The sequence below is a fragment of the Acinetobacter pittii genome, assembly GCF_034067285.1.
Taxonomy (GTDB): domain Bacteria; phylum Pseudomonadota; class Gammaproteobacteria; order Pseudomonadales; family Moraxellaceae; genus Acinetobacter; species Acinetobacter pittii_E.
The window spans coordinates 1,977,054-2,001,779 of record NZ_CP139286.1; the positions used below are offsets into that span (position 1 = coordinate 1,977,054).

24 protein-coding genes are annotated in these 24,726 nt (G+C 37.0%); 19 read left to right on the forward strand and 5 right to left on the reverse strand.

Annotated features, from left to right (window positions below; translation table 11 throughout):
• Window positions 1-43 precede the first annotated feature (43 nt).
• The 3 genes from fba to pgk all read right to left on the reverse strand — a co-directional run bounded on the left by fba (window position 44) and on the right by pgk (window position 2,759).
• On the reverse strand, window positions 44-1,081 hold the full coding sequence (gene fba / locus SOI81_RS09275; RefSeq protein ID WP_004702014.1) for a class II fructose-bisphosphate aldolase: 1,038 nt from the start codon (window positions 1,079-1,081) through the stop codon (window positions 44-46).
• A gap of 121 nt (window positions 1,082-1,202) precedes the next feature.
• Window positions 1,203-1,448 carry a hypothetical protein gene (locus tag SOI81_RS09280; RefSeq protein ID WP_016141212.1) on the reverse strand — a complete coding sequence of 82 codons (246 nt, stop codon included), beginning with the start codon at window positions 1,446-1,448 and terminating at the stop codon, window positions 1,203-1,205.
• A 123-nt stretch (window positions 1,449-1,571) separates the two neighbouring features.
• Entirely contained in the window at window positions 1,572-2,759 is a 1,188-nt protein-coding gene (gene pgk / locus SOI81_RS09285) for a phosphoglycerate kinase (protein ID WP_239976068.1), read from the reverse strand.
• Between the two features lie 138 nt (window positions 2,760-2,897).
• On the opposite strand from pgk, the gene SOI81_RS09290 reads away from it, so the two are divergent.
• The 14 genes from SOI81_RS09290 (at window position 2,898) to putP (ending at window position 16,486) form a co-directional block, all read left to right on the forward strand.
• Entirely contained in the window at window positions 2,898-3,281 is a 384-nt protein-coding gene (locus SOI81_RS09290; protein ID WP_002121396.1) for a DUF2237 family protein, read from the forward strand.
• Complete coding sequence (gene maf, locus SOI81_RS09295; RefSeq protein WP_239976069.1) at window positions 3,281-3,874, forward strand: Maf family protein; 594 nt, start codon at window positions 3,281-3,283, stop codon at window positions 3,872-3,874. The genes SOI81_RS09290 and maf overlap by 1 nt, the downstream gene beginning before the upstream one ends.
• Before the next feature lie 30 nt (window positions 3,875-3,904).
• Window positions 3,905-5,068: a cupin domain-containing protein gene (locus SOI81_RS09300; RefSeq protein WP_239976070.1), complete on the forward strand. Its 1,164-nt coding sequence runs from the start codon at window positions 3,905-3,907 to the stop codon at window positions 5,066-5,068.
• Between the two features lie 342 nt (window positions 5,069-5,410).
• Complete coding sequence (locus tag SOI81_RS09305; RefSeq protein ID WP_016141217.1) at window positions 5,411-5,974, forward strand: TetR/AcrR family transcriptional regulator; 564 nt, start codon at window positions 5,411-5,413, stop codon at window positions 5,972-5,974.
• Between the two features lie 468 nt (window positions 5,975-6,442).
• Complete coding sequence (gene arsR / locus SOI81_RS09310) at window positions 6,443-6,754, forward strand: ArsR/SmtB family transcription factor (RefSeq protein WP_002121379.1); 312 nt, start codon at window positions 6,443-6,445, stop codon at window positions 6,752-6,754.
• Window positions 6,755-7,160: 406 nt separating this feature from the next.
• Complete coding sequence (gene sstT, locus SOI81_RS09315) at window positions 7,161-8,363, forward strand: serine/threonine transporter SstT (protein ID WP_016141218.1); 1,203 nt, start codon at window positions 7,161-7,163, stop codon at window positions 8,361-8,363.
• Between the two features lie 5 nt (window positions 8,364-8,368).
• Window positions 8,369-9,049, forward strand: coding sequence for a YoaK family protein (locus SOI81_RS09320; protein ID WP_016141219.1), 681 nt, complete (start codon window positions 8,369-8,371; stop codon window positions 9,047-9,049).
• Between the two features lie 3 nt (window positions 9,050-9,052).
• On the forward strand, window positions 9,053-9,589 hold the full coding sequence (yaiL, locus tag SOI81_RS09325; protein ID WP_016141220.1) for a DUF2058 domain-containing protein: 537 nt from the start codon (window positions 9,053-9,055) through the stop codon (window positions 9,587-9,589).
• A 364-nt stretch (window positions 9,590-9,953) separates the two neighbouring features.
• Window positions 9,954-11,801 (forward strand): ABC transporter ATP-binding protein, encoded by a 1,848-nt coding sequence (locus tag SOI81_RS09330; protein WP_016141221.1) that lies wholly within the window; start codon window positions 9,954-9,956, stop codon window positions 11,799-11,801.
• Complete coding sequence (locus SOI81_RS09335) at window positions 11,801-12,241, forward strand: MaoC family dehydratase (RefSeq protein WP_002121358.1); 441 nt, start codon at window positions 11,801-11,803, stop codon at window positions 12,239-12,241. Before SOI81_RS09330 ends, SOI81_RS09335 begins: the two co-directional genes overlap by 1 nt.
• A gap of 108 nt (window positions 12,242-12,349) precedes the next feature.
• Window positions 12,350-13,375 carry an AraC family transcriptional regulator gene (locus SOI81_RS09340; protein ID WP_016141223.1) on the forward strand — a complete coding sequence of 342 codons (1,026 nt, stop codon included), beginning with the start codon at window positions 12,350-12,352 and terminating at the stop codon, window positions 13,373-13,375.
• Window positions 13,376-13,412: 37 nt separating this feature from the next.
• On the forward strand, window positions 13,413-13,787 hold the full coding sequence (gene gcvH, locus SOI81_RS09345) for a glycine cleavage system protein GcvH (protein WP_016141224.1): 375 nt from the start codon (window positions 13,413-13,415) through the stop codon (window positions 13,785-13,787).
• 90 nt (window positions 13,788-13,877) lie between these two features.
• On the forward strand, window positions 13,878-14,585 hold the full coding sequence (npdA, locus tag SOI81_RS09350; RefSeq protein WP_239976071.1) for an SIR2 family NAD-dependent protein deacylase: 708 nt from the start codon (window positions 13,878-13,880) through the stop codon (window positions 14,583-14,585).
• A 410-nt stretch (window positions 14,586-14,995) separates the two neighbouring features.
• Window positions 14,996-16,486 carry a sodium/proline symporter PutP gene (putP, locus tag SOI81_RS09355; RefSeq protein ID WP_239976072.1) on the forward strand — a complete coding sequence of 497 codons (1,491 nt, stop codon included), beginning with the start codon at window positions 14,996-14,998 and terminating at the stop codon, window positions 16,484-16,486.
• A 33-nt stretch (window positions 16,487-16,519) separates the two neighbouring features.
• On the opposite strand, the gene SOI81_RS09360 is transcribed toward putP, so the two are convergent.
• A complete protein-coding gene (locus tag SOI81_RS09360) occupies window positions 16,520-17,008 on the reverse strand; it encodes an Lrp/AsnC ligand binding domain-containing protein (RefSeq protein WP_004792785.1) in 489 nt (162 codons plus the stop codon).
• 124 nt (window positions 17,009-17,132) lie between these two features.
• On the opposite strand from SOI81_RS09360, the gene putA reads away from it, so the two are divergent.
• From putA to SOI81_RS09380, 4 genes are all read left to right on the forward strand, one after another.
• On the forward strand, window positions 17,133-20,885 hold the full coding sequence (gene putA / locus SOI81_RS09365; protein WP_320540590.1) for a trifunctional transcriptional regulator/proline dehydrogenase/L-glutamate gamma-semialdehyde dehydrogenase: 3,753 nt from the start codon (window positions 17,133-17,135) through the stop codon (window positions 20,883-20,885).
• 104 nt (window positions 20,886-20,989) lie between these two features.
• Entirely contained in the window at window positions 20,990-21,463 is a 474-nt protein-coding gene (locus SOI81_RS09370; RefSeq protein WP_239976074.1) for a GrpB family protein, read from the forward strand.
• 106 nt (window positions 21,464-21,569) lie between these two features.
• Complete coding sequence (gene trmA / locus SOI81_RS09375) at window positions 21,570-22,655, forward strand: tRNA (uridine(54)-C5)-methyltransferase TrmA (RefSeq protein ID WP_239976075.1); 1,086 nt, start codon at window positions 21,570-21,572, stop codon at window positions 22,653-22,655.
• Between the two features lie 248 nt (window positions 22,656-22,903).
• Complete coding sequence (locus SOI81_RS09380) at window positions 22,904-23,134, forward strand: hypothetical protein (protein ID WP_239968363.1); 231 nt, start codon at window positions 22,904-22,906, stop codon at window positions 23,132-23,134.
• A gap of 28 nt (window positions 23,135-23,162) precedes the next feature.
• Here SOI81_RS09380 and SOI81_RS09385 read toward each other — a convergent pair whose 3' ends face one another.
• Entirely contained in the window at window positions 23,163-23,921 is a 759-nt protein-coding gene (locus SOI81_RS09385) for a phosphodiester glycosidase family protein (RefSeq protein WP_239976076.1), read from the reverse strand.
• Between the two features lie 193 nt (window positions 23,922-24,114).
• Here SOI81_RS09385 and SOI81_RS09390 point away from each other — a divergent pair, with 193 nt between their 5' ends.
• Window positions 24,115-24,705, forward strand: a complete 591-nt coding sequence (locus SOI81_RS09390; protein WP_224991757.1) for a lecithin retinol acyltransferase family protein — start codon at window positions 24,115-24,117, stop codon at window positions 24,703-24,705.
• Window positions 24,706-24,726 lie beyond the last annotated feature (21 nt).

Below are 24,726 nucleotides of genomic sequence, written 5' to 3' on the forward strand. Positions count from 1 at the left end.
TTATATAAATAACCGGTTTCTATAAATTAGACCCTAATGGGAATTATTTATAACGATCAACCATTTTCTCTAAAGAAATTGGACGAATCTTGTCAGCATTTCCAGCCGTACCAAATGCTTCATAACGATCAATACAAATTTGCTTCATTGAATCTACAGTTTTAGCAAAGTATTTACGTGGATCGAACTCAGCTGGGTTTTCAGCCATAAACTGACGAATTGCACCAGTAGATGCTAAACGTAAGTCTGTATCGATATTAATCTTACGAACACCATGTTTAATTGCTTCTACAAGCTGTTCAACAGGTACGCCATAAGTCTCTTTAATATCACCACCGAACTCATTGATTACTTTCAACCATTCTTGTGGCACAGAACTTGAACCATGCATAACAAGATGAGTATTTGGTAATGCCGCATGAATTTCTTTAATACGGTCAATCGCCAAGATATCGCCTGTAGGTGGACGAGTGAATTTGTAAGCACCATGTGAAGTACCCACAGCAATCGCCAATGCATCTACATTAGTATCGGCAACAAACTGAGTCGCTTCTTCAACAGAAGTAAGAAGTTGTGAGTGATCAAGTACACCTTCAGCACCAACACCATCTTCTTCGCCAGCCATACCAGTTTCAAGGCTACCTAAACAGCCAATTTCACCTTCAACAGAAACACCGCAAGCGTGTGCTAAAGCAACAACATTACGAGTTACATCAACGTTGTATTCGTACGATGTAGGTGTTTTACCATCTGTACCTAATGAACCGTCCATCATCACTGAGCTAAAGCCAAGCTGAATTGAACGCTGACAAATTTCTGGGCTTGTTCCATGGTCTTGATGCATTACCACTGGAATATGCGGCCATTCTTCAATTGCAGCCAAAATAAGATGGCGTAAGAATGGAGCGCCTGCATATTTGCGAGCTCCAGCTGATGCTTGAACAATTACTGGTGAATTGGTTGCATCTGCGGCAAGCATAATTGCACGCATTTGTTCTAAGTTATTTACGTTAAATGCTGGTACGCCGTAGTTATGTTCAGCAGCGTGATCCAAGAGCTGGCGCATTGAAATGAGTGCCATAATATCCTCCCAGGTAGTGCGGCTTATTCTACCCTGTCATTTATTTCAATTCAGCAACAAATCACAGTATTTCAAAAAAAATCCCCGCATTTGCAGGGATTTTTTAACAAAAAACAACAAATTAATGTGTTTCTGAAGCAGCAGCCTCACTGGGCGCACTCCCTTCAGCTACATCTGTATTCTTTTCATCTAGCACCGGCTTATCAATCGCATCAATTGCTGCTTGTTGCTCAGGCGTTACTTTTTCAGAAACAGCAGTAGAAGCTGCCGATTCTTGTCCAGCTTGAGAGGCTTCATCTTTCTTAGCACAAGCAGTCAACATCATCGGTACAATTAACACAGCAGCAAATGTAAGCTTTAAATTCATCACTATTGTCCACAGTTGGTGATTTAATACTCATTATTTTATTGCAGATATATGACAATTTAATGACTTATCAATGAAAAAGGGATTGGTCACCCAATCCCTTCTTATTTTTATATAACAGTATTAAGCACGTTCAAGTAGAACAGCCACTGCTGGCAATGTTTTTCCTTCAACAAACTCAAGGAACGCACCACCACCTGTAGAAATATAACCAATTTGCTCAGCTACATTATATTTATCAATCGCTGCCAATGTATCACCACCACCAGCAATAGAGAATCCTTCAGATTGTGCAACCGCAAGGGAAAGTGCTTTTGTACCCTCACCAAATTGATCTACTTCAAATACACCCACTGGGCCGTTCCAAAGAATCGTTTTTGATGTTGTTAAAATATTAGCAAATGCTTTAGCAGTTTCAGGACCCACGTCTAAAATCATGTCATTTGCAGTCACATCTTCTACTTTCTTCACAACAGCTTGAGCTGCTGCTAAAGAACCTAAGAAATCTTCAAAATTAATTTGTGATGCATCAGCAACCACAACATCTGTAGGAAGCGGAACGCTTACTTTAGCAGCAATTTGTTTTGCAGTTTCAACCAAGTCAGCTTCATATAATGATTTACCAACGTTAAAACCAGCAGCTGCCAAGAATGTATTTGCAATGCCACCACCAACGATCAGTTGATCACAGATACTAGAAAGTGAGTTTAAAACATCAAGCTTAGTCGAAACTTTAGAACCAGCAACAATTGCAACCATTGGTTTTTCAGGAGTTTGCATTGCACGGCCTAACGCATCTAATTCAGCAGCCAACAAAGGACCAGCTGCTGCTACCGGAGCGAAACGAGCTACACCTTCCGTAGATGCTTCTGCACGATGAGCAGTACCAAATGCATCCATAACAAATACGTCACATAATGCAGCATACTTTTGAGCAAGTTCTGGATTATTTTTCTTTTCGCCATGGTTAAAGCGTACATTCTCAAGCAATACGACTTGACCAGCTTCAACTTCAACACCATCAAGATAATCTGTTAATAATTTAACTTCTTGGCCCAATACTTCTGTTAAATAAGCAGCAACTGGTGCAAGTGATTGTTCTGGCTTTGGTTCACCTTCAACAGGACGACCTAGATGTGAAAATACCATCACTGCTGCGCCTTTATCTAAAGCAGCTTTAATCGTTGGTAATGCTGCACGTAAGCGAGCATCGCTAGTAATCACACCATTTTTGACAGGAACGTTTAAATCTTCACGAATAAGGACACGTTTGCCTGTTAAGTTTAGGTCAGTCATACGCTGAAAATTCATGTAAAGCTCTCTTTATGATTTTAAAAACGCGCCAATTTTAAATGATTACATCAAAAAAGGTTAGTTTTTTTGCATAAAAGCTGTAGAAAGCCCCAGTTTTGATTATGATAGAGGTAGTTATTTGATATTTCACCCATTATGTCTATTCATCCAGATCCGCAAATCAATCGCTTAAATGTTTTAGGGGAACCTTTAGCAAGTTGTTGCTTTGACCCTATTACAGGCTATTTTAGAAATGGTTTTTGCCACACTGCAGTAACAGACCTTGGTCAACACACAGTCTGTGCACAAATGACCTCTGATTTCTTAAATTTTTCTCAAAAAATTGGCAATGATCTCATCACGCCTTTACCAGAAGTAGGTTTCCCAGGTCTAAAACCAGGTGATTTCTGGTGTATCTGTGTAACGCGCTGGGTAGAGGCTTATCAAGCTGGTGAAGCCCCTCCTATTAAAATACATGCATGTCATCAAGCTGTATTAAGCTATGTACCCTTAGATGTTTTAATGGAATTTGCAGTGTAATGGTACAGCCACAAATTATTTTGGCATCCAGTAGTCAAACTCGCAAAGACTTAATGAATCGTCTTGGAATTAATTATATCTGTGTAAGTCCGGATATTGATGAAAATCCTCGTGGTGAAACCCATGCCGATGAACTTGCGAAAAGGCTCGCTTTCACAAAAGCCCAAGTGATTGCTGCACAAAATCCTAATGCGATTGTTATTGGTTCAGATCAAGTTGCTTGGCGAGAACATGCTCCGCATGACTTTATTGGCAAACCACTGTCTATCGAAAATGCTAAAGTACAACTAGCCAATAATTCTGGTCGAACTGTTTTCTTTAGTACAGCTCTTAGCGTGCAATGGCTTGATAGAAACTTTGAACAAACGCTGGTTGAACATTATCAAGTTAAATTTCGAAACCTGAATCAAGCTGAAATTGAACGATACGTTTTATTAGATCAGCCACTACATTGCGCAGGTAGCTTTAAGTGTGAAAGTTTGGGAATTAGCTTGTTTGAAAAAATGATAGGCCAAGACCAGACAACACTTATGGGGCTTCCTATGATTCAACTTTGCCATATTTTAAGGCAGCTTGAGCTACAAATTCCTTAATTTTAAATGTTTTATAAATAGGTTATTTCCATGACAGAACCTTTAACAGTTTTAGGCGGTATTACTGCCGAACAATTCTTAGCAGAATATTGGCAAAAAAAACCTTTGTTGGTACGTAACGGATTGCCAGAGATTGTAGGTCTTTTAGAGCCCCAAGATGTGCAAGAACTTGCTTTAGAAGAACATGCAAGTGCCCGACTCATTCGCCAAAAAGATAGAAATCCAAATGAATGGCACGTAAAGTCTTCACCTTTAACCAAAGGTGACTTTCAAAAGCTACCCAAATTATGGACTCTGTTAGTACAGGCAGTAGATCACTACTCTTTCGATCTTTCTGAACTTTGGAAAAAATTTCCTTTTATTCCTCAATGGCGCCGTGACGATATTATGGTGTCATATGCTCCCAAAGGTGGTTCAGTTGGAAAACATTTTGATTTTTATGATGTGTTTCTAGTTCAAGGTCACGGACACCGTCGCTGGCAGTTAGGGCAAATGTGTGATGTAAATACTGCATTTGTGCCAAATCAACCTTTAAAACTTCTACCAGAAATAGACGTGCAATTTGATGAGGTTTTAGCACCAGGCGATTTACTCTATGTTCCACCCGGAATGGCACATTATGGCGTTGCTGAAGATGATTGTTTAACTTTCTCTTTTGGCTTTCGCATGCCAAACGTTGCAGGAATGATGGAGCGTATTAGTGATCAGTTTTCAGCTAATACTTTATTGCAAAATCCTGTTATAGATATCGCACGCAAACAAATGAGCCAAATTGGCGAAATGAATGCAACTGAACTGAGCTACCTCAAAGACTTAGTTTTAGCACAGTTACAAGATTCCTCAGCGCTTGATGCAGCAATCATGTCTTACATGAGTGAACCTAAATATCCAGATAACATTCCTGAACCTGATGAAATCGAAGCTAATGATCTTAAAGAGATTTTATACGAGGGTTATGAAGTTCTATTAGAGCCAGCCTCCCGCTTGCTCTATACGGAAAAAGATGAGGCATTAAACTTTTGGGGAAATGGCGAAGCATTATGTATAGCTGAAAATTTTGCACCAAAATTAAAAGCTATTGCTAATGGAGAAAGTCTAGCTTTCAATAGCGAGTTTAATGATCTTGAAGTTCTAGAGAATGTTGCTTACTTACTCAATGAATCTATTCTGATGTTATTACCACCTTCAGAATAATAAGCTTTACGAAAATGGACTTTTTATGGAAATGAAAAGTCCATTTTTTTTAAATAGATTCTAGTCAATATTGCTTTAAAATTTTAAATAAACTTATGTTAAAAAATGATTAACTTCAAGAAGTTTGAAATGTAATTTAGAAATTTCGAAAGCCAAATTATTTAAAAATATATTCTAGAAATTATTTACTCTTTCCTTAAAAAGTAAAACTTCAGCGTTTAAAAAATAATATCTTTTTTCTATCAATAACAAACAATACCTTGTAAAATTAAGCCATCTAGATTCTCATTGATAAAGATCACCGTTCAAGCTAATAGCAATTCATTTATGAGAGGCTAAAATATGTCGAAAAAAGATGACATTATTAACACCGCATTAAGACTTTTTAACTCGTATAGCTATAATTCTATAGGTGTAGATCGCATCATTAATGAATCTGGCGTTGCAAAAATGACTTTTTATAAGCATTTCCCATCAAAAGAAAAATTAATTGAAGAGTGTCTACTTCTACGTAATACGCTTTTACAAAACTCTCTTACCGCAGCCTTATCAAAACATGATGAGTTAGACCCTCTTGCAAGAATTAAAGCAGTTTTTTTATGGTATTCCGACTGGTTTAATAGTGAAGATTTTAATGGCTGTATGTTTCAAAAGGCTTTGGAAGAAGTTTTAAAACAATATCCTTCAACGCATCAACCAGCAACTTTATATAAAGCTTGGTTAACTCAACTCATGCAAAACTTGCTTAACCAGTATGAGGTAAAAGAACCAGTTCCCCTATCCTTGTTATTAGTTAATATCTTGGAAGGCATGACCATACAAGCCCAAGTTGAACATGGTTCAATAAAGATTAATGATTACTGGACTCGAGTAGAAAAGTTAATCGACTTTGAAAGAGCTGCATAAAAATAAAGCGTGATATTCTTCTTCTTATATTTAATGATTCTTCTTATGTATCACGCTGCGTCTGAAAGTCATTTTGGTTCAAATTTAGACGTTTTTTTCGACCTTACTAAACCAAAATATACAGACCTGTCTGTACAAAACAGATTATATATTTAAAAAATAAAAACTCAATCATTTTTTATCATTTGCTTAAAGATAAATTAGATTTAACTATTTATTGGAACTGAATTGGAATTATTTTAGGTTGACTTCAATTCAATTATACTTAACAATTACACTTATAACACAACGCAACACTTTAGACACAAAATAACTACAAACAGTTGTTTTTAATTAGAAAGACTGCTTATTTATCAATTCCACTTATATTGCTTTTCAACAAAAACAATTGGATTGATTAGTTTTGCTACATTCATTTTCGTAAGATCAATCTATACTATGCCCGCTATATTGATATAGGTATAAAGTATGAAAGATGGACTCCAAATTGAAGAAATGAAAAATGCGGCTGATTCAGTCGTTGGAATTCTCAAATCTTTGGCTAATACAGATCGTTTATTAATTTTATGTCACTTAGCTTATGAGGAGTTAAATGTCTCTCAAATTGAAGAGAAGACCCAAATTACCCAGCCTACTCTTTCACAACAACTTATGATGCTACGCAAAAGTGATGTTGTATCCACCCGTCGTGATGGTAAGCAAATTTTTTATTCTATTAAGGATGACAATATGCATTCAATTTTAAATACTCTTCACCAGCTGTACTGTGCAAGTAAATAATATTTTTAAATTATAAATTTATAATAATAGTAGTAATTTCCTGAAATATGCGATTTTTCAGCTTGAAAGCTTAGAGTTTAGTCGAAGCACAAAGTTTTGAAAATTCGCGTAGCTTTTCCCAAATCGTAACCACGATAAATCTTTTCAGTCTATTCTTCTTTAAGCAGTTTAGGAGTTTCACAGCTTTTTGATATCACAAGTTTTTTTAATGAGCAATTAACAAACAAAACCACTAAGTAAAAAAATTAAGATTTAAAATTAAAAATAATAAAAACAACAGTTTAATATTACCAGCAACTATAAAAACTTATTGTTATTATAAAAAAGCTTAAGATTCACATCACTTAAGTATAAAATACTTCGCTTGTTCAACCTTTAGCCATGATTAGGTTAATAAGGCCTTTATATGCTTGCATTCTTTTCTCGATTAAGCTTAGTCACTAAGATTATTATCGCCATTATTCTAGGGATAGGCGTTGCATTACTATTTCCAAACGTTACGCCTTACTTAAGTTTATTTGGTGAGCTTTTCATTAAAGCCTTAAAATCGGTTGCTCCTATTTTAGTCTTTGTATTGGTGCTTTCCTCTATTGCCAACTTTCAAGTAGGTCATAGTGCGAACTTACGGCCTATTATGATTTTATATGTGGTCGGTATGTTGCTTGCTGCTTTCACAGCTGTGATTGTTAGCCTTTCTTTTCCAAGCACGTTATTCCTCAATACAATTTCACATAATGATTTACAAGCGCCTGGTAGTCTCGCAGATATATTAAAAAATTTGCTTTTAAGCTTTATTGCAAACCCTGTTCAAGCAATTAGTGAAGCTAACTTTATTGGTATTTTAGCTTGGGCAATTGGCCTAGGTTTAGCTATGCGCCACAGTTCAGACACGACAAAACAAGTGATGCAGGATATTTCACATGCTGTAAGTGCTATTATCCATAAAGTAATTGCTTTTGCTCCTGTTGGTATTTTCGGGTTAGTTGCCGTAACATTTGCTGATGCTGGTCTTGCAACACTTGAGAGCTACGCACAATTATTAGTAGTGCTATTAGGAACTATGTTCTTTGTTGCTTTAGTTATTAATCCTCTTCTTGTTGCCCTTACTATACGCGGAAACCCTTACCCTCTCGTATTTAAGTGTCTAAAAGAAAGTGGAATTACTGCATTCTTTACACGTAGCTCAGCAGCCAATATTCCAGTTAACTTAGATTTGGCAGAGCGCTTAGGAGTTAATCCATCTACAGCAAGTGTGTCTATTCCTTTAGGCGCAACAGTAAATATGGCAGGCGCAGCAGTGACGATTACCGTCCTAACACTCGCAACTGTACATACACTTGGAATTCATGTTGATTTTGCAACAATGCTTATCCTATCAGTTGTTGCAACTGTTTCGGCTTGTGGTGCTTCTGGTGTTGCAGGTGGTTCTTTACTTCTGATTCCGGTAGCTTGTAGTTTATTTGGAATTTCAACAGAAATTGCTATGCAAGTTGTGGCTATTGGCATGATTATTAGCGTATTGCAAGACTCTACAGAAACAGCGCTTAACTCTTCTACAGATGTTTTATTTACCGCAGCTGTAGATATTCGCTCTAAGCAAACTTCATAAACGAAATGCCACTTCAGCGCCTACCAAACTGGTTCCAACTTGGAGCCTTTTTACTGGCATTTAATGCTGGAATGATTAATGTATTAGGGTTAATTACCCTTTTACATCAATCGATTTCACATATGACTGGCAACGTTAGTATGCTAGCGATGAGTTTGGTAGAGTGGCAACCAGAGCATATTATTTTTTTGCTTCTGGTGATTATTTGTTATGTTTGCGGTTCATTTTATAGTGGTTTTATTTTAGGCAGCAGTCATTTTCGACTAGATCGTCGTTACGGTTTACCTTTGAGCCTTGTAGCCTTCTTTATTTTTCTTTGCTGGCTATTACTTCCTTATTTTCCGCGCTATGGATTATTATGGGCATGTACAGCAATGGGTTTACAAAATGCGATGGTAAGCCACTATAAAGGAACGATCATCCGCACCACCCATCTATCCGGTGTATTGACAGATATTGGTTTAGCGCTTGGATATAAAGCCAGAGGCTTAATTGTAGAAAAACGACGTATTGTTTTACATTTACTTATTTTTGCTGGCTTTCTACTGGGTGGGATTCTTGCCGCTGTAGTACATCCATATTTGAAACTACAATCATTTTTATTGCCGGCAATTTTAAGCTTAACCTTAAGTATCTCTTACTGGGTAGTTTATTTTTATAGCACTTCAACTTCACATAAGGATTAAGACATGGTTAAAAATGCCTTACAAGCACAGCTACTCAAAGCTGGTTTAGTTGATAATAAAAAAGCAAAAAAATTAACTAAACAAGCTCATCACGAACAACGTCTTGGACTCAGTGATGAGGCTGAAATCAAAGCGAATATTGAAAAAGCTCAACAAGAAAAATTAGCTAAAGATCAGGCTTTAAATTTAGAAAAACAGAAACAGCTTGAAGAAAAAGCACTTAAAGCATCAATCATTCAGATGATTAAGCAACATAAAATTACTGATTTTGCTGGCGATGTGGCTTATCAATTTATTGATGAAAATAAAATCAAAAAAGTTTATCTATCTCAGCAAGTTTATAACGCACTTGTTGCTGGCAGTTTAGTCATTGCTAAAGATCAAGATCAATACGCCTATCTTCCGAAAGCGTTAGCTGAAAAAATTGATCAAAAAATGCAGGGTTTCATTTTAATTAATAATGCTGAGAAAAATGAACAAGCTACCGATGAAGAAGATCCATATGCAGCATATGTTATTCCAGATGACTTAATGTGGTAATACCATAATTTGGCCTTTATGATACTAATCTAAAGGCCTTTTTCAGTTCTATGTATGACACTAGCAATTTAACAAATGTTCAAAATACGAAGAAAAAATACCTAAAGAATAAATTCGTTCACCCTTTATCTATTAATCTCGATATAATGAATAATATTTTAGTCCTCGCGACGTTCTTGAAGATTTCTTCAGGTCTCCAATATTTGCGTCATCTATCAATTAAAGACGTATAACATAATCAGTTCATGTGTATTTGCACATACTCACAAGATCGAAACCCTAAGTGATATTGATCTAACTGACTTTTTGCAAATTAAATTGCAAAGATTTAATGAAGTGGCTTTTGTCTTAAAGGTAGTAATTCATGCTGAAGTGGTTTGAAAAACTTGTAGATCCCTACCCAACTAAAGGTTTGGATGAACCTTTACCGACTCGTTTTTTCCCATTTGTTTGGCAAGCTACGGAAGGCGTGCGCCCTTATTTATTTTTACTTATTCTTTTTACAGCAGGTGCTGCAAGTTTTGAAGCCTTACTTTTTTCAAAGATTGGGCAACTCGTAGATTGGTTAAGTAAAAGTCATCCCGAAAGCTTTTTAAATCAGCATGCTACTGATCTACTCATTTTGATTGCTGTTTTATTTACTAATATCTTTTTTGTAAATATACAATCTATTATCAAACATCAGATTTTATATAGTACTTTTCCAATGCGTTTGCGTTGGCGTTTCCATAATCTTTTATTGAAACAGAGTTTGGACTTTTTCCATAATGACTTTGCAGGCCGACTTTCTGCCAAGGTTATGCAAACAGCATTAGCAATCCGTGAGTTCTGGATTATCTTGGGTGACATGTTGGCTTATGTCAGCATTTACTTTATTACGGTCAGTATTGTTCTGGGCGCAATTTCGCCGATCTTGCTTATTCCTCTTTTAGTTTGGTTGAGTCTATTTTTATTAAGCGCCTGGTTCTTTATCCCTCGCTTAAGTAAAGTTTCTCAGCAACAAGCCGATGCTAGAGCAATCATGACTGGCCGCGTAACAGATGCGTACACTAATATTCAAACTGTAAAATTATTTGCTCATGCTGGTCGTGAAAGCCAATACGCAAAAGCATCAATGAAAGAGTTTATGACTACAGTCTATGCTCAAATGCGTTTAGGTACCCTCTTTGAAGTCAGCATTAATATGTTGTCCGCTGTTTTGTTTGTAGGTGTAATTGGTACCTCTGTTTGGTTATGGACTCAAGGTTTAGCGGCATTAGGTGTTATCGCGGCAACGACTGCAATGATTTTAAAACTTAATAGTATGGCTGAATTCATGATGTGGCATATGTCAGCCTTATTTGAAAATGTCGGCACCATTCAAGATGGTATGCAAACATTAGGTAAAAAAATCAATATTCAAGATAAACCGGACGCAAAATCACTGAACGTCACCAAAGGCGAGATTGTATTTAAAGATGTAAGCTTTGCTTATAACAATAAAAATGTAATTGATCACTTCAACTTACATATTAAAGCAGGCGAAAAAATAGGTATTGTTGGACGTTCCGGCGCAGGAAAGTCGACGTTAATTCAGTTACTTTTACATTTTTACCATCTTAAACAAGGTGCAATTTTAATTGATGGACAAAATATTGAAGATGTAACTCAAGATAGTCTAAGAGCTAATATTGCTTTAGTTACTCAAGATACCTCTTTATTACATCGCTCAGTTGCAGAAAATATTAAGTATGGTCGTCCAGATGCGTCTGATGCAGATATGGAAAATGCTGTAAATAAAGCCAAAGCTGCTGAATTTATTCCGCAATTAGTTGATTTAAAAGGACGTAATGGTTATAACGCTCAGGTAGGTGAACGTGGTGTCAAACTTTCTGGTGGTCAAAGACAGCGTATCGCTATTGCACGAGTATTCTTAAAAGATGCTCCTATTCTCATTTTAGATGAAGCAACCAGTGCATTAGATTCAGAAGTTGAAGCAGCAATCCAGGCAAGTTTAAATGACCTGATGGTTGATAAAACCGTTATTGCAATTGCTCACCGTTTATCTACTATTGCACAAATGGACCGTTTAATCGTTCTTGATGAAGGTCGAATTGCTGAACAAGGAACTCATGAAGAGTTAATTGCGCAGGATGGTATATACGCACAATTATGGAAGCGACAAACAGGCGGTTTCTTAATTGAGCAAAAAGTATTACAGGGTCAAGATTAATGCTTTATTTAGAAGATTTGAAAATTGGTGATCGCTTCATTAGCCGTGAATATGAAATTACCTTAGATGAAATCAAAAAATTCGCAAGCTCATATGACCCTCAACCCTTCCATATAGATGAAGAGCAAGCTAAGCACGATCCAATTTTTCAGGGGATCGCTGCTAGTGGTTGGCATACTTCTGCAATTACTATGCGGTTATGGACAGAATGTATGCCGATTCACGGTGGCTTAATCGGTTCGGAATCAAGTTTACGGTGGCCACGCCCTACTCGACCGGGTGATAAAATACATGTTGAAGCTGAAATTTCAGCGATCACACCATCCAAAACAAAATTGGATCGTGGTATTGTAAGTTACGTTACACAAGCCTTAAATCAAAATGGCGACGTATTACTTATTTCAACAACAAAAATTGTTGTCTTTAAAAAGAATGTTTAAAACATGGTTGATATGATTGTCTAACAGTTTTTATAAACTCAGATTATATTTCATGACAAGATGTGTAAGAAATGCATGTGACAAATTGATGAGAGCAATGGAACGCATATGAAAATTACCTCAGCTCGTCAAGATCAGGGTATTCCAGGAGTCTATGGCTTATTGCTATTAGATGTTGTTTCACGTTGGGGATATAACGATGAAACATTATTTGCTCCATTTAATCTTACTAGTGAGCAACTGGCCGATCCTGATTATCGTATTTCTACACCTGTAGCAAATGAACTGGTTAAACACGCTCTTAATTTAACTGGTGAAACTACGTTGGGTTACCATCTCGGTACTCAAATGCGTATTTCGATTCATGGCTTCATTGGCTATGCAATTATGACAGCTAAGGATATTACCGAAGCAATTGCTCTTGCAGCACGCTTTATTCAACTACGCTTACCCTTTTTACAACTCTATTTTTCAACGTTTGGCCCCAAAGCGACCTTACAATTACAATGTGATATTGAACTTGAGCCCTTACGTACAGAAATCGTTTTAGGCTTGACCATTGGTATTATGAGCATGGCCAAAGCGATTACGGGTATTGAAGACTTAGCCGGCGATGTAGATTTAGATTTTCCTGAACCAGAAGGTTTTGAAAAGTATAGAAATAAATTAAGCAGCACAATTCGCTTTAATCAACCCCATTTAATTTCAAGTTTTGATAAAAAATACTTAGGACTCAAATTAATCAATTCAGATCCAATCGCCAGTCAAGTTGCCATTAATCAATGTGAAGCTGAACTTTCTGCTTTAGGTGAACGCCGCCGTTTAGCAATGCGTGTTCGTGATATTTTAAGTAATTCTGAACAACATTATTTAAGCATCGAAAATGTAGCTGAATGTCTACATATGTCAGACCGGACACTCAAACGTCAATTAGCGGCTGAAGGAACTTCATTTTCTACATTAGTTGATGAAGTGCGCTATCGACACGCAACTTCTTTGCTTTCACGTACAGACTATAGTCTTGAACAAATTGCAGATGAACTTGGCTATTCGGACGTTGCAAATTTTAGCCGTGCTTTTAAACGCTGGAGTGGCCGCAGCCCGAGCAACTGGCGTAAAGACCCATACTTATAATGTTTAAAACTATTGGACACAAGCTTAAGGAGTTACCATGAATCATCCTTCGGAACTGAAGTATGCACGTACACACGAGTGGGTAAAGATTGAGGGTGATCTTGTTATTACAGGGATTACCGATCATGCACAAGATGAACTTGGCGATTTGGTTTACGTTGAAACTCCAGAAGTTGGAAGCCAAGTTACCGCTGGCGAACAAGCTGGTGTAGTTGAGTCAGTAAAAACAGCATCTGATATTCACGCCCCTGTGTCAGGTACAGTAGTAGAAGTGAATAGTGATCTTGAAGATGATCCTGACTTTGTAAATGAAGACCCATATGGCAAAGGCTGGATTTATAAAATTAAACCAGACAATATTGCAGATGTTGAAAAACTTTTAACAAATTCAGAATATGAAGCTGGCTTATAAAAGATAGGCATCGTTTTCAATATTTGATAAAAACCAGTTTAGTCTTAAACTGGTTTTTCTTTATCTATTTAAAATTAGTGGTATGAATAGGTGACTTCTATGACAAAACTTGTTGTATTTTCAGGCGCTGGTATGAGTGCCGAAAGTGGAATTAGCACTTTTCGTGATAGTAATGGTCTATGGGAAAATTACGATATCCAACAAGTTGCCACACCTGAAGCATGGCAAAAGAACCCTGCTTTAGTTCAACGTTTTTACAATGAACGACGTAAAAATATTTTAGAATCTGAACCTAACTCAGCTCATCAATATATTGCCAAACTACAAGATTATTTTGACGTACAAGTAATTACTCAGAATATTGATGATTTACATGAAAGAGCTGGAAGTCTTAACGTTTTACATTTGCATGGAAATATTCGTTTAGCAAAAAGTTCGGGGCCTAATGCACAATTTACCACTCAATTTTATGAAATTAATGGCTGGAAATTAGATTTAGAACAAGATTTTTGCCTAGATGGCTATCCATTGCGTCCACATGTTGTCTGGTTTGGTGAAGCTGTACCTGCTTATGAAGAAGCAATTAGATTAGTGCAAAGTGCGGATATTTTTATAGTAATTGGGTCCACATTAAGTGTATATCCAGTTGCGGCTTTAGTACATGAAATTTCAGATCAATGTAAAGCTTACTATATAGATCCAAACGCAGATCATTTGCGTGTTCCCAAACAATATGAATTATTAAAGATGTCTGCGACTCAAGGAATGTATGAACTTTTTGAAAATTTAGTCAAATAACTGTCTTTTTTAATACTTAAAAAATTTAGTTTGAATAAAAATTATTATTAATTGATTATTTTTTTGCCAATTTCACGTACTTTATTTTAAGTTTCTATAGAAAAATTTCGATCAATTGCTTGTTTATAAGTCAATATAAGTTTAATTATTTTCTAAAATATCACTTTTTCCCAAAAAAATTTTTAAAAATAACTATTAAAAAAATATAACCCAATGATTAATATCATAATTTTTAATTCATAAAAGCCATATTTTCAAATTACACAAATACACAAAAATATAATAAAAAAATAACAGAGCAAAAAAATTCTTTTGTGGTTGAATCTCAACCTCTTGAATGCCGTACAAGAAAACAGCGACCTGGATTAGGTTACAATCACGGATTATGGATATAAGGACACACATCCATTATGAGCTATTTTGATCCCACCCTCATCATGTTTATGGTGTACATCGTAGCAATGGTACTCATTGGCTTATTTGCCTACCGTGCTACAAGCGACTTCTCAGATTATATTCTCGGTGGTCGTAGTTTAGGCAGTTTCGTTACTGCATTATCCGCAGGCGCATCAGACATGAGTGGCTGGCTACTCATGGGCTTACCAGGCGCGATTTATCTTTCTGGTTTATCTGAAGCTTGGATTGCAATTGGTCTTATTATCGGTGCTTGGCTTAACTGGCTACTGGTTGCTGGTCGATTACGCGTTCATACTGAAGTTCAAAATAATGCACTGACTTTGCCAGATTATTTTACAAGCCGTTTTGACGATCAGAAAAAAGTACTCCGTATTTTTTCTGCGGTTATTATCTTGGTTTTCTTTGCAATTTACTGTGCTTCAGGCATGGTAGCAGGCGCCCGTCTATTTGAAAATTTATTCGGAATGTCTTACAACACGGCTATTTGGCTCAGTGCTATTGCGACCATCAGTTATGTTTGTATTGGTGGATTCTTAGCAATTAGCTGGACTGATACATTCCAAGCTGGCTTAATGATTTTTGCTCTGTTGTTAACACCAATCGTAACCTATCTTGCAATTGGCGATACGACTCATTTCGTTACGCTCATTGAAACTGCTCGCCCGCATGCATTTAATATTATTTCAGATTTAAGTGTAGTAGCGGTTTTATCCTCCATGGCATGGGGCTTAGGTTACTTTGGCCAGCCACACATTCTTGTGCGTTTCATGGCTGCTGACTCTGTAAAATCAATTCCTGCTGCTCGTCGTATTGGCATGACTTGGATGATCTTATGTTTAGTTGGTGCTGTCGGCGCTGGTTTCTTCGGTATTGCTTACTTCCAGCAACATCCTGAATTAGCAGCAGTTGTAAGCAAAAACCCTGAAACAGTATTTATGGAATTGACTAAAATCTTATTCAATCCATGGATTGTAGGTATCATTCTGGCTGCGATTTTAGCTGCTGTGATGAGTACATTGAGCTGCCAGCTTTTGGTATGTTCAAGTGCATTGACAGAAGATTTGTACAAAGGTTTCATCCGTAAAAATGCATCTCAAAAAGAGCTTGTATGGGTTGGCCGTGTTATGGTTCTTGCGATTGCTATTCTTGCGATTGTTCTTGCTGGAAACCCAGACAGTAAAGTTCTTGGTCTTGTTGCTTATGCATGGGCTGGTTTCGGTGCAGCGTTTGGTCCGCTTATTATCTTGTCATTATTCTGGAAACGTATGAATTTACAAGGTGCTTTAGCGGGTATGATCGTTGGTGCAGTAGTAGTTATTGGCTGGAAAAACCTTTTCGCAGACACTGGTGTTTACGAGATTATTCCAGGCTTTATCCTTGCATTTATCAGTATCATTGTAGTGAGTCTTTTAACTAAAGCGCCAAATACAACAGTAACTGGACGCTTCGAAAAAGCAGATGAACTCTACAAAGAAAGCGTATAATTCATTGAAATAGATCAAGGGGCTTCGGCCCCTTTATTTATTTTTGGTTTTAATTTTAATTTTTGAAGTATCTTTTACAACTTGCATAACTGGATAACTACGAGTCTCTTTTACCCCCGGCAATTGCCACAGCACCTGCCCCGCAATGCGTCTAAACTCCTCCATACTGCCACTACGTAATTTAATTAAAAAATCAAAGCCACCACTTACCATATGACATTCAACAATTTCTGGATAGTGAACCACAGCATCAATAAACTCATCTAAAACGTTAGGTGTCGTTTTATCTAATAACACCTCAACGAACACCAAAAAATTTGCGTTTAATTTAACCGGATTTAATTTAGCTTCATATCCTAAGATGAATTCATCTTTCGTTAATTTTTGAACTCGTGCCATCACCGCTGTTGGTGACAAGTTAACAAGTTCCGCCAATTTACTATTAGAAATTCGCCCATCTGTTTGAAGAATATCCAAAATTTTTAAATCAGTGCGGTCAAGGCTTAATATTGGGCCATTCATCTGAATTTTCCTCTAAAAAATGGGCTAAATATAGTGAGTTATTCGGTGTTTCTTCTGTAATGATAAATTATCTAAACCTCTCTACTCAAGATGAGTTTACGAGAGCTGGTTGGCGGAAACAGATATGAACACAATGGATACTTTTCATCAAATGGATAAATCTCACCAAGGCTATATCACCGAATTCAACGATAAAAGTGAGTTTGAACAACGCATCAATACAGCTTGGCGACGTGCTGAACCGGAAGCTGTAGAAGAGCTATTACAAGCTGCTGCGGTATCTGATGATTTAGATCATAAAATTTATGACCTTGCTTTTAATCTTGCCAATAATTTACGTGAACGTAAGACCTCTTCGGGTAAAGCAGGTATTGTTCAAGGATTATTACAAGAATTCTCTCTTTCTTCACAAGAAGGCGTGGCGCTCATGTGTCTTGCCGAAGCATTGCTTCGTATCCCAGACTCAGCAACACGTGATTTGCTTATTCGAGATAAAATCAATCAAGGTAACTGGAAAGAACACGTTGGCCAAAGCAGCTTAATGTTTGTAAATGCTGCGGCATGGGGTCTCATGTTAACTGGTAAGCTGATGGAAACTCCAAAGCAAACTAGTCTTTCAAGTGTACTTACTGGCCTTTTAGCACGTAGTGGTCGTGGTATTATTCGTAAAGCCGTTGACGTTGCAATGCGTATGATGGGTGAACAGTTTGTGACTGGTGAAACCATTGAAGAAGCTGTAGACCATGCCAAAGTGCTTGAAGATAAAGGGTTCCGCTATTCTTATGACATGTTGGGTGAAGCAGCTTTAACCGAACATGATGCTGAACGTTACTTTAACGATTACACACAAGCCATCCATGCAATTGGTAAAGCCTCTAATGGCAAAGGTGTATATGATGGCCCGGGTATTTCAATTAAGCTTTCTGCTTTACATCCTCGCTATCAACGTGCGCAAATTGAACGTGTTCATAAAGAACTCTACGGCAAAGTATTTGAACTCGCTCTTTTGGCCAAAAAATACAATATTGGTTTAAATATTGATGCAGAAGAATCTGAACGTTTAGAAATTTCTCTTGAGTTACTTGAACGTCTTTGCTTTGAGCCGGAACTTGCAAACTGGAAAGGCATTGGTTTCGTTATTCAAGCTTACCAAAAACGCTGTTTCTTCGTGGTTGATTACATTATTGACCTTGCTAAACGCAGTCAAAAGCGCCTCATGATCCGTCTTGTAAAAGGTGCGTATTGGGATAGTGAAATTAAAAAAGCGCAAATCGAAGGTATGGATGACTACCCTGTCTTCACCCGTAAAGTACATACAGATTTATCTTATATCGCTTGTGCCAAAAAATTACTTGCTGCGCCAGAATTTATCTATCCGCAATTTGCAACTCACAATGCTCAAACATTGGCAACCATCTATCATTTAGCTGATCCAAGCAAATATTATGCTGGTCAATATGAGTTCCAATGTTTACATGGCATGGGTGAACCGCTTTATGAGCAAGTTGTGGGCCCACGCGAGCAAAATAAATTAGGCGTGCCATGCCGTATTTATGCTCCTGTTGGTAACCATGAAACTTTGTTGGCTTATTTAGTTCGTCGTTTACTTGAAAATGGCGCGAATACTTCATTCGTTAACCGTATTGCTGATAAAACGCTTAAAGTTGATGACCTTATTCAGTCTCCAATTTACGACATTCGTAATGCAGCAAAGCTTGAAGGATCGATTGGTTTAAAACATCCATCAATTCCTCTACCTTTAGATATGTACGGAACACTTCGTAAAAACTCTAAAGGCTATGATTTAGCAAATGATGCTCCACTTGCAGCTCTAGATAGTACAGCTCAAGAATTGCGTAATCGTGTTTGGCAAAGCCATCCATTATTGGCAAATAACGATTCATTAGAGCAAGGTCATTCTGTTGCAATTACAAACCCAGCACAAAATGATGAAATTGTTGGTTATGTACAAGAAGCTGATCTTAAGCATGTCGAAATTGCACTTAGCTCAGCGGAACAAGCACAATCTGAATGGTCAAATACACCTAAAGAGCAGCGTGCTGAATATTTAAAACGTGCAGCTGACCTTATGGAAAGCCGCATTCAAGAATTGATGGTTTTACTCTGCCGTGAAAGCGGTAAAACTTATGCCAATGCGATTGCAGAAGTTCGCGAAGCTGTAGACTTCTTACGTTACTACGCAACTCAAGTTGAAAACCTACCAGCAAATACAGCTATTCAGCCACTAGGTACGGTACTTTGTATCAGCCCATGGAACTTCCCTCTTGCAATTTTCTCTGGCCAAATTGCTGCTGCGTTAGTGAGTGGTAACTGTGTTATTGCTAAACCTGCTGAACAAACGCCATTAATCGCAGCTCAAGCAGTTCAGATTTTATGGGAAGCCGGTATTCCACATGGTGCTGTACAGCTACTTCCTGGCCGCGGTGAGACAGTCGGTGCTCAGCTTAGCCAAGATAGCCGTATCGATGGCATCATGTTTACAGGTTCGACTGAAGTTGCAAAAATTTTGCAGAAGACAGTTGCGAAACGTTTATCTGATAATGGCCAATCTATTCCTCTCATTGCAGAGACTGGCGGTCAAAATGCAATGATTGTGGACTCATCAGCATTAACTGAACAAGTCGTTCTTGATGTTGTAAGTTCTGCTTTTGATAGTGCGGGTCAGCGTTGCTCTGCTTTACGTATTTTATGTGTACAAGAAGACAGTGCTGCGACCGTGATTAAAATGCTTAAAGGTGCAATGCAACAGTTGATCGTAGGTAATCCTGCAATTTTAAAAACTGACATTGGTCCTGTTATTGATGACGAAGCAAAACAAACGATTGACCAGCACATTCAAAAAATGAAGTCTAAAGGCTATCCGGTACATCAGTTGATGTTCGGTGCAACAAGCCAGAATGAATTAGATAAAGGCACTTTTGTTGTACCAACAGCAATTGAACTTCCTAATCTTGATGACTTACAACGCGAAGTTTTTGGTCCAGTTTTACACATCATTACCTATAAGTATGGTGAGCTTGAACAACTCATTTCTCGCATTAATGCCAAAGGTTATGGTTTAACAATGGGTCTACATACCCGTATTGATGAAACCATCCAAACAGTCATTCAGCATGCTGAAGTGGGTAACCTTTATATCAACCGCAATATTGTTGGGGCTGTTGTTGGTGTTCAACCATTTGGTGGTGAAGGTCTATCTGGTACAGGTCCAAAAGCTGGCGGTCCGCTTTACATGTATCGCTTAATGCAACATTGTTCAAACAAAGTATTGGCAACACCATTTGCCATGAAAACTGAGCAAACTGCTTTTGAAGGCTTTAACCGTGAGGTTTATCAGAGCTTACAAAATTGGGCGAAACAGCATTTACCGCAAGCAAATCGTGATATCGAACCATTTGGTGTTGGTAAATTCTATGAGTTACAAGGCCCTACTGGGGAAAGTAACCAATATATTATTTTGCCGCGTCATCGTGTTCTTTCAATCGCTGATACAGAACAAAATCAATTGCATCAGTTACTCGCAATTTTTGCAGTGGGTAGCCAAGCGGCCGTAATGCCAAATAGTCCATTGTTGGCAAAATACAAACAAACTTTGCCAAAAGATGTACTTGCTGCAATTACTACAGTTAAAAACATCTCATCAGATGATTTTGATGCAGTTTTACATCATGGTAATCGCGAAGAGATCTTCTCATTACAGCAAGAGATTGCTACTCGTTCTGGTGCAATTGTTAGTATTACCCATGTTGAGCCGAATGAAACTATTCCACTTGAGCGTTTAGTGATTGAACGTGCAATTAGTGTGAATACAGCTGCGGCTGGTGGTAACGCAAGCTTAATGACAATGACCGATTAATACCTAACTTTCTAAAAAGCCCAAATCTCAGTATTTGGGCTTTTTTATTTAATCAACTAATCTATTATTAAATATATAAACTTTATCAATTCGAGATTCTAATAATGGTCTTTTTAAAACCAGAAAAATATCAACAAAGATGCACTCAACTTTTTAATTCATATCACAAAGCTATTTGCGCCCTTCTACCATTTGCCAAAATTGAGCATATTGGTTCATCCGCTATTCCAAATGCAATTTCTAAAGGTGATCTAGATATTTATATTGAAGTTATGCCTGAGCAATTTGAATGCGCAATTGAACGCCTAAAAACACTCAACTTTATCGAAAAGCCAAATACACTAAGAACGCATGAGCTTTGTATGCTCGAGTCACTCAACGACGATGATGTTGCTTTTCAAATTGTAGTATCAGATTCAATATTCACATTTTTCTTAACATTTAAAAATAAGCTTATAGAGTCACCCATATTGGTCAATGAATATAATCAATTAAAATTACAGTGTGGCCATTTAGATCACGATCAATACAGAGCAGTAAAATCAGATTTTATTAATCGCGTTTTAAATCAACCCTAGTCTCAGCATTCCTTTCTCTTATAAATATCTGGTTAAAATTGGCTCCTGCAAGTTCAATTTTTTTGATACCATTCACTATTTGATTCTGTCTAAATTTTCATTGTCTATGACCTCTTCTTATCGTCAACAACTTCAAGCTAAAATTGACCGCATTATTACTCAATTTTCTGAATTTACACCACCTACATTAGAAGTGTTTGAATCACCTGAACAACATTTCCGTATGCGTGCTGAATTTCGTATCTGGCACACAGAAAATGATATGTTCTATGCCATGTTTGAGCGTAATGATGACGACAAGCAAAAAACTGTTGTACGTATTGATGAATTTCCTATTGCAGATCAAAGCATCAATAATTTAATGCCAAAACTTTTGGAAGAACTTAAAGCTGAACCTAAGCTTTCTAATCGTTTATTTGAAGCTGATTTTCTCGCAACTCTTAGCGGAGAAATGTTAGTTACCTTAATCTATCACCGTAAACTGGATCAGGAATGGGAACAAGCCGCTAAAGCGCTTGCTGAAAAATTAGATATTAAAATTATGGGCCGTAGTCGTGGCCAGAAAATTATTATTGGCGATGATTTCGTGGTTGAAGAATTCGAACTTTTAAATCGTTCATTTAAATATAAACAAATCGAAAGTAGCTTTACCCAGCCTAATGCTCAAGTTTGCAAAAAAATGCTGCAATGGGCATGTGATGCAGCTGAAGGATCGAAAAAACACTTATTAGAACTCTATTGTGGTAATGGTAATTTTACCCTTCCACTCTCTTTAAAATTTGAACGAGTACTGGCTACTGAACTTGCAAAATCATCTGTTTATGCAGCTCAATGGAATATCGAACAGAACCAGATTGATAATATTCAGGTAGCACGTCTATCTGCTGAAGAGTTTACTCAGGCTTATCAAGGTGAACGAGAATTCCGTCGTCTACAAGAAGCAAATATTGATATTCAAAGTTATGACTTTGATACGGTATTTGTAGATCCTCCACGCGCAGGAATTGACGATGAGACTTTAAAACTTTTACAAGGTTTTGAACGTATTATCTACATTTCATGTAACCCTGACACTTTATATGAAAATTTAAAAACACTCAGTCAAACTCATCGAGTGACTAAATTTGCCTTATTTGATCAGTTCCCTTATACACATCATGTAGAGTCTGGTGTTTTACTTGAGAAGATTTAAACAAAATCTTTCATTGTAAATTTTTAAATAAGGAGGTTATATACCTCCTTATTTTTTAAAGTTTTTTTATTTAAGTATTTAAATTTTCAAAAAATATCAAGTTATCTGTGTGTCATAATTTCGTTTAACTCAAGCATTCCTATCGAAAATTCTCGAGTTCAACTGGTGGAATTATCACTTATAGAGTCTTGTATTTTATTTTAAATTGGCTATATTTCGAGCTATGTTAGGTTGTATATGAAGGCTCTATGAGTTTTTGGCAAAAGCTGTTCTTAGCAGATCAACAGCATAACGAGCATAAAAATCAAACTGCTTGTGTTGAAAATGACTGCTCATGTAAAACTAATGAACAACTTCTAAGTGCGCTAGCACAAGCAACAGATGAAGATGTCATTAAGGGAATTAAAAGAGTTCTTATTTCCCGTGGTTATAGCCGAAAAGAGTTAAATGAAGTCGCTCAAAAACCATCTATTCATTAATTAAAAAGCCAGTCTTGTACTGGCTTTTTTACATTTCATTTCTCTTCAACCTACAACTCGATTGATCTACCCAGCCCACCATTGGACCCAATTCAAATTGGTGATCATTCCGCTTGTTCTTTTGCACATATAAACTAGAAATAGAGCCATCCAGATATAAAGCCTGCTCTACTTTAAGGTTTCTTTGGAAGAACTCGGCAAAATTATAGAAAGTCACGCTATTCTTCGATATTACAAAGTAGAGTTTATTATTTCGAATACCAACACCGTTACGAATTTTCTTTGATTGAGAATCCACTACAAAAAGGGAATTTATCTTTCCATTAATAATTAACATCGGACCTGATTGAGTTGCATAATCAACTTTCAAGTTTTTTCGGCTATATTGTTGTGTAGTTAAAACATAGGCCTGTTTTTTGTTCCAAGCCAACACACCATTCGGCTGTAAAAAGAAATTTCCAAATCCTTTATTCTTGTTTAGGGGCTGAATCACCTTACTCTGTTCAACATACAACCCTACTGGAGAAAACCCTAAATGAAACATCCCTGCATTCATTGCAAAGCTAAGTTGCTCACATTGTTTTAATTGTTCCTGAATAGTGTTAAAGCTTTTGTAATATTGTTGATTATGAGGATTTTTTAAAAATAAGCGCAATGCTTTAAGTTCGTTGATCGAAACTACCTCGTATTGATCACCTTCTACAGTTTGAATTTGCTGGTAATCTATAGCATATGCGGCCTGAAACAAAAGCCCATACAAAGCGAAGCACCCAACTACCCATTTCATTGAATAACACCTGACATGACATTTTTCCTTCATATTAAGTAACTAAATTATATACAAGAAATATGAATAGATTGGATATGCATCAAACTCATTCATTCGACGTAATCAATACACTCCAAATTGCTGATATTGGTTATAATGTTTAGCAGCTTTTCAATAAAAGCCATTTACACTTTATTGGATCAGCGTAAACATGCAACAACCGAATAAACGCTACCCTTTAGGGGCTCACCTCATCGTAAAGCATCTCGGCTATAGCCATCATGGTATATATGCAGGGAGAGGTCGAGTTATCCATTATTCCGGATTAGCTCATTTCATCAAAAAACGTCCAATTGAAATCACCTCAATAGATGCATTCTCACATGGAAAAACAATACACGTCCGTTCATATGACAGACCACGTTATAAAGGGAAAATTGTGGTTCGCCGCATGCGTTCGCGTATGCACGAAAATCACTACCATCTCATTATTAATAACTGTGAACATCTATGTAGCTGGGCAATTACCGGCATTGAAAGTAGTACCCAAGTTGAACGGATGATGCATCGTTTAACGACCATTGGTTATGTAAGCTCAATCATGAGTTATATGAATGGCATGATGCTGACCGTAGCCACCACGTGTTTTGCTCTGGTGCTTTATATTAAAAAGAAATTACGTGATCAGGCAAAAAGGAAAGTCCCTACTTATCAATTTTTAAGAGAAAAATCTCAGAAAAGAAATATCGATCCTTCAGCGCCTTTAGTATTTATAGATCCGGATAAAAAAGAATCAGCCTAAATAAAAAAAGCCCTCATATTT

Excerpts from the sequence above, each read along its gene's own strand:
- arsR (WP_002121379.1), top strand. The coding sequence starts at position 6,443 with ATGAAAGATGGACTCCAAATTGAAGAAATGAAAAATGCGGCTGATTCA.
- SOI81_RS09370 (WP_239976074.1), top strand. The coding sequence starts at position 20,990 with ATGGTCTTTTTAAAACCAGAAAAATATCAACAAAGATGCACTCAACTT.
- gcvH (WP_016141224.1), top strand. The coding sequence starts at position 13,413 with ATGAATCATCCTTCGGAACTGAAGTATGCACGTACACACGAGTGGGTA.
- trmA (WP_239976075.1), top strand. The coding sequence starts at position 21,570 with ATGACCTCTTCTTATCGTCAACAACTTCAAGCTAAAATTGACCGCATT.
- SOI81_RS09305 (WP_016141217.1), top strand. The coding sequence starts at position 5,411 with ATGTCGAAAAAAGATGACATTATTAACACCGCATTAAGACTTTTTAAC.
- SOI81_RS09385 (WP_239976076.1), bottom strand. The coding sequence starts at position 23,921 with ATGAAATGGGTAGTTGGGTGCTTCGCTTTGTATGGGCTTTTGTTTCAG.
- SOI81_RS09340 (WP_016141223.1), top strand. The coding sequence starts at position 12,350 with ATGAAAATTACCTCAGCTCGTCAAGATCAGGGTATTCCAGGAGTCTAT.
- putA (WP_320540590.1), top strand. The coding sequence starts at position 17,133 with ATGAACACAATGGATACTTTTCATCAAATGGATAAATCTCACCAAGGC.
- SOI81_RS09380 (WP_239968363.1), top strand. The coding sequence starts at position 22,904 with ATGAGTTTTTGGCAAAAGCTGTTCTTAGCAGATCAACAGCATAACGAG.
- fba (WP_004702014.1), bottom strand. The coding sequence starts at position 1,081 with ATGGCACTCATTTCAATGCGCCAGCTCTTGGATCACGCTGCTGAACAT.
- SOI81_RS09280 (WP_016141212.1), bottom strand. The coding sequence starts at position 1,448 with ATGAATTTAAAGCTTACATTTGCTGCTGTGTTAATTGTACCGATGATG.
- sstT (WP_016141218.1), top strand. The coding sequence starts at position 7,161 with ATGCTTGCATTCTTTTCTCGATTAAGCTTAGTCACTAAGATTATTATC.
- yaiL (WP_016141220.1), top strand. The coding sequence starts at position 9,053 with ATGGTTAAAAATGCCTTACAAGCACAGCTACTCAAAGCTGGTTTAGTT.
- putP (WP_239976072.1), top strand. The coding sequence starts at position 14,996 with ATGAGCTATTTTGATCCCACCCTCATCATGTTTATGGTGTACATCGTA.
- maf (WP_239976069.1), top strand. The coding sequence starts at position 3,281 with ATGGTACAGCCACAAATTATTTTGGCATCCAGTAGTCAAACTCGCAAA.
- SOI81_RS09360 (WP_004792785.1), bottom strand. The coding sequence starts at position 17,008 with ATGAATGGCCCAATATTAAGCCTTGACCGCACTGATTTAAAAATTTTG.
- SOI81_RS09335 (WP_002121358.1), top strand. The coding sequence starts at position 11,801 with ATGCTTTATTTAGAAGATTTGAAAATTGGTGATCGCTTCATTAGCCGT.
- pgk (WP_239976068.1), bottom strand. The coding sequence starts at position 2,759 with ATGAATTTTCAGCGTATGACTGACCTAAACTTAACAGGCAAACGTGTC.
- SOI81_RS09320 (WP_016141219.1), top strand. The coding sequence starts at position 8,369 with ATGCCACTTCAGCGCCTACCAAACTGGTTCCAACTTGGAGCCTTTTTA.
- SOI81_RS09290 (WP_002121396.1), top strand. The coding sequence starts at position 2,898 with ATGTCTATTCATCCAGATCCGCAAATCAATCGCTTAAATGTTTTAGGG.
- SOI81_RS09330 (WP_016141221.1), top strand. The coding sequence starts at position 9,954 with ATGCTGAAGTGGTTTGAAAAACTTGTAGATCCCTACCCAACTAAAGGT.
- SOI81_RS09390 (WP_224991757.1), top strand. The coding sequence starts at position 24,115 with ATGCAACAACCGAATAAACGCTACCCTTTAGGGGCTCACCTCATCGTA.
- SOI81_RS09300 (WP_239976070.1), top strand. The coding sequence starts at position 3,905 with ATGACAGAACCTTTAACAGTTTTAGGCGGTATTACTGCCGAACAATTC.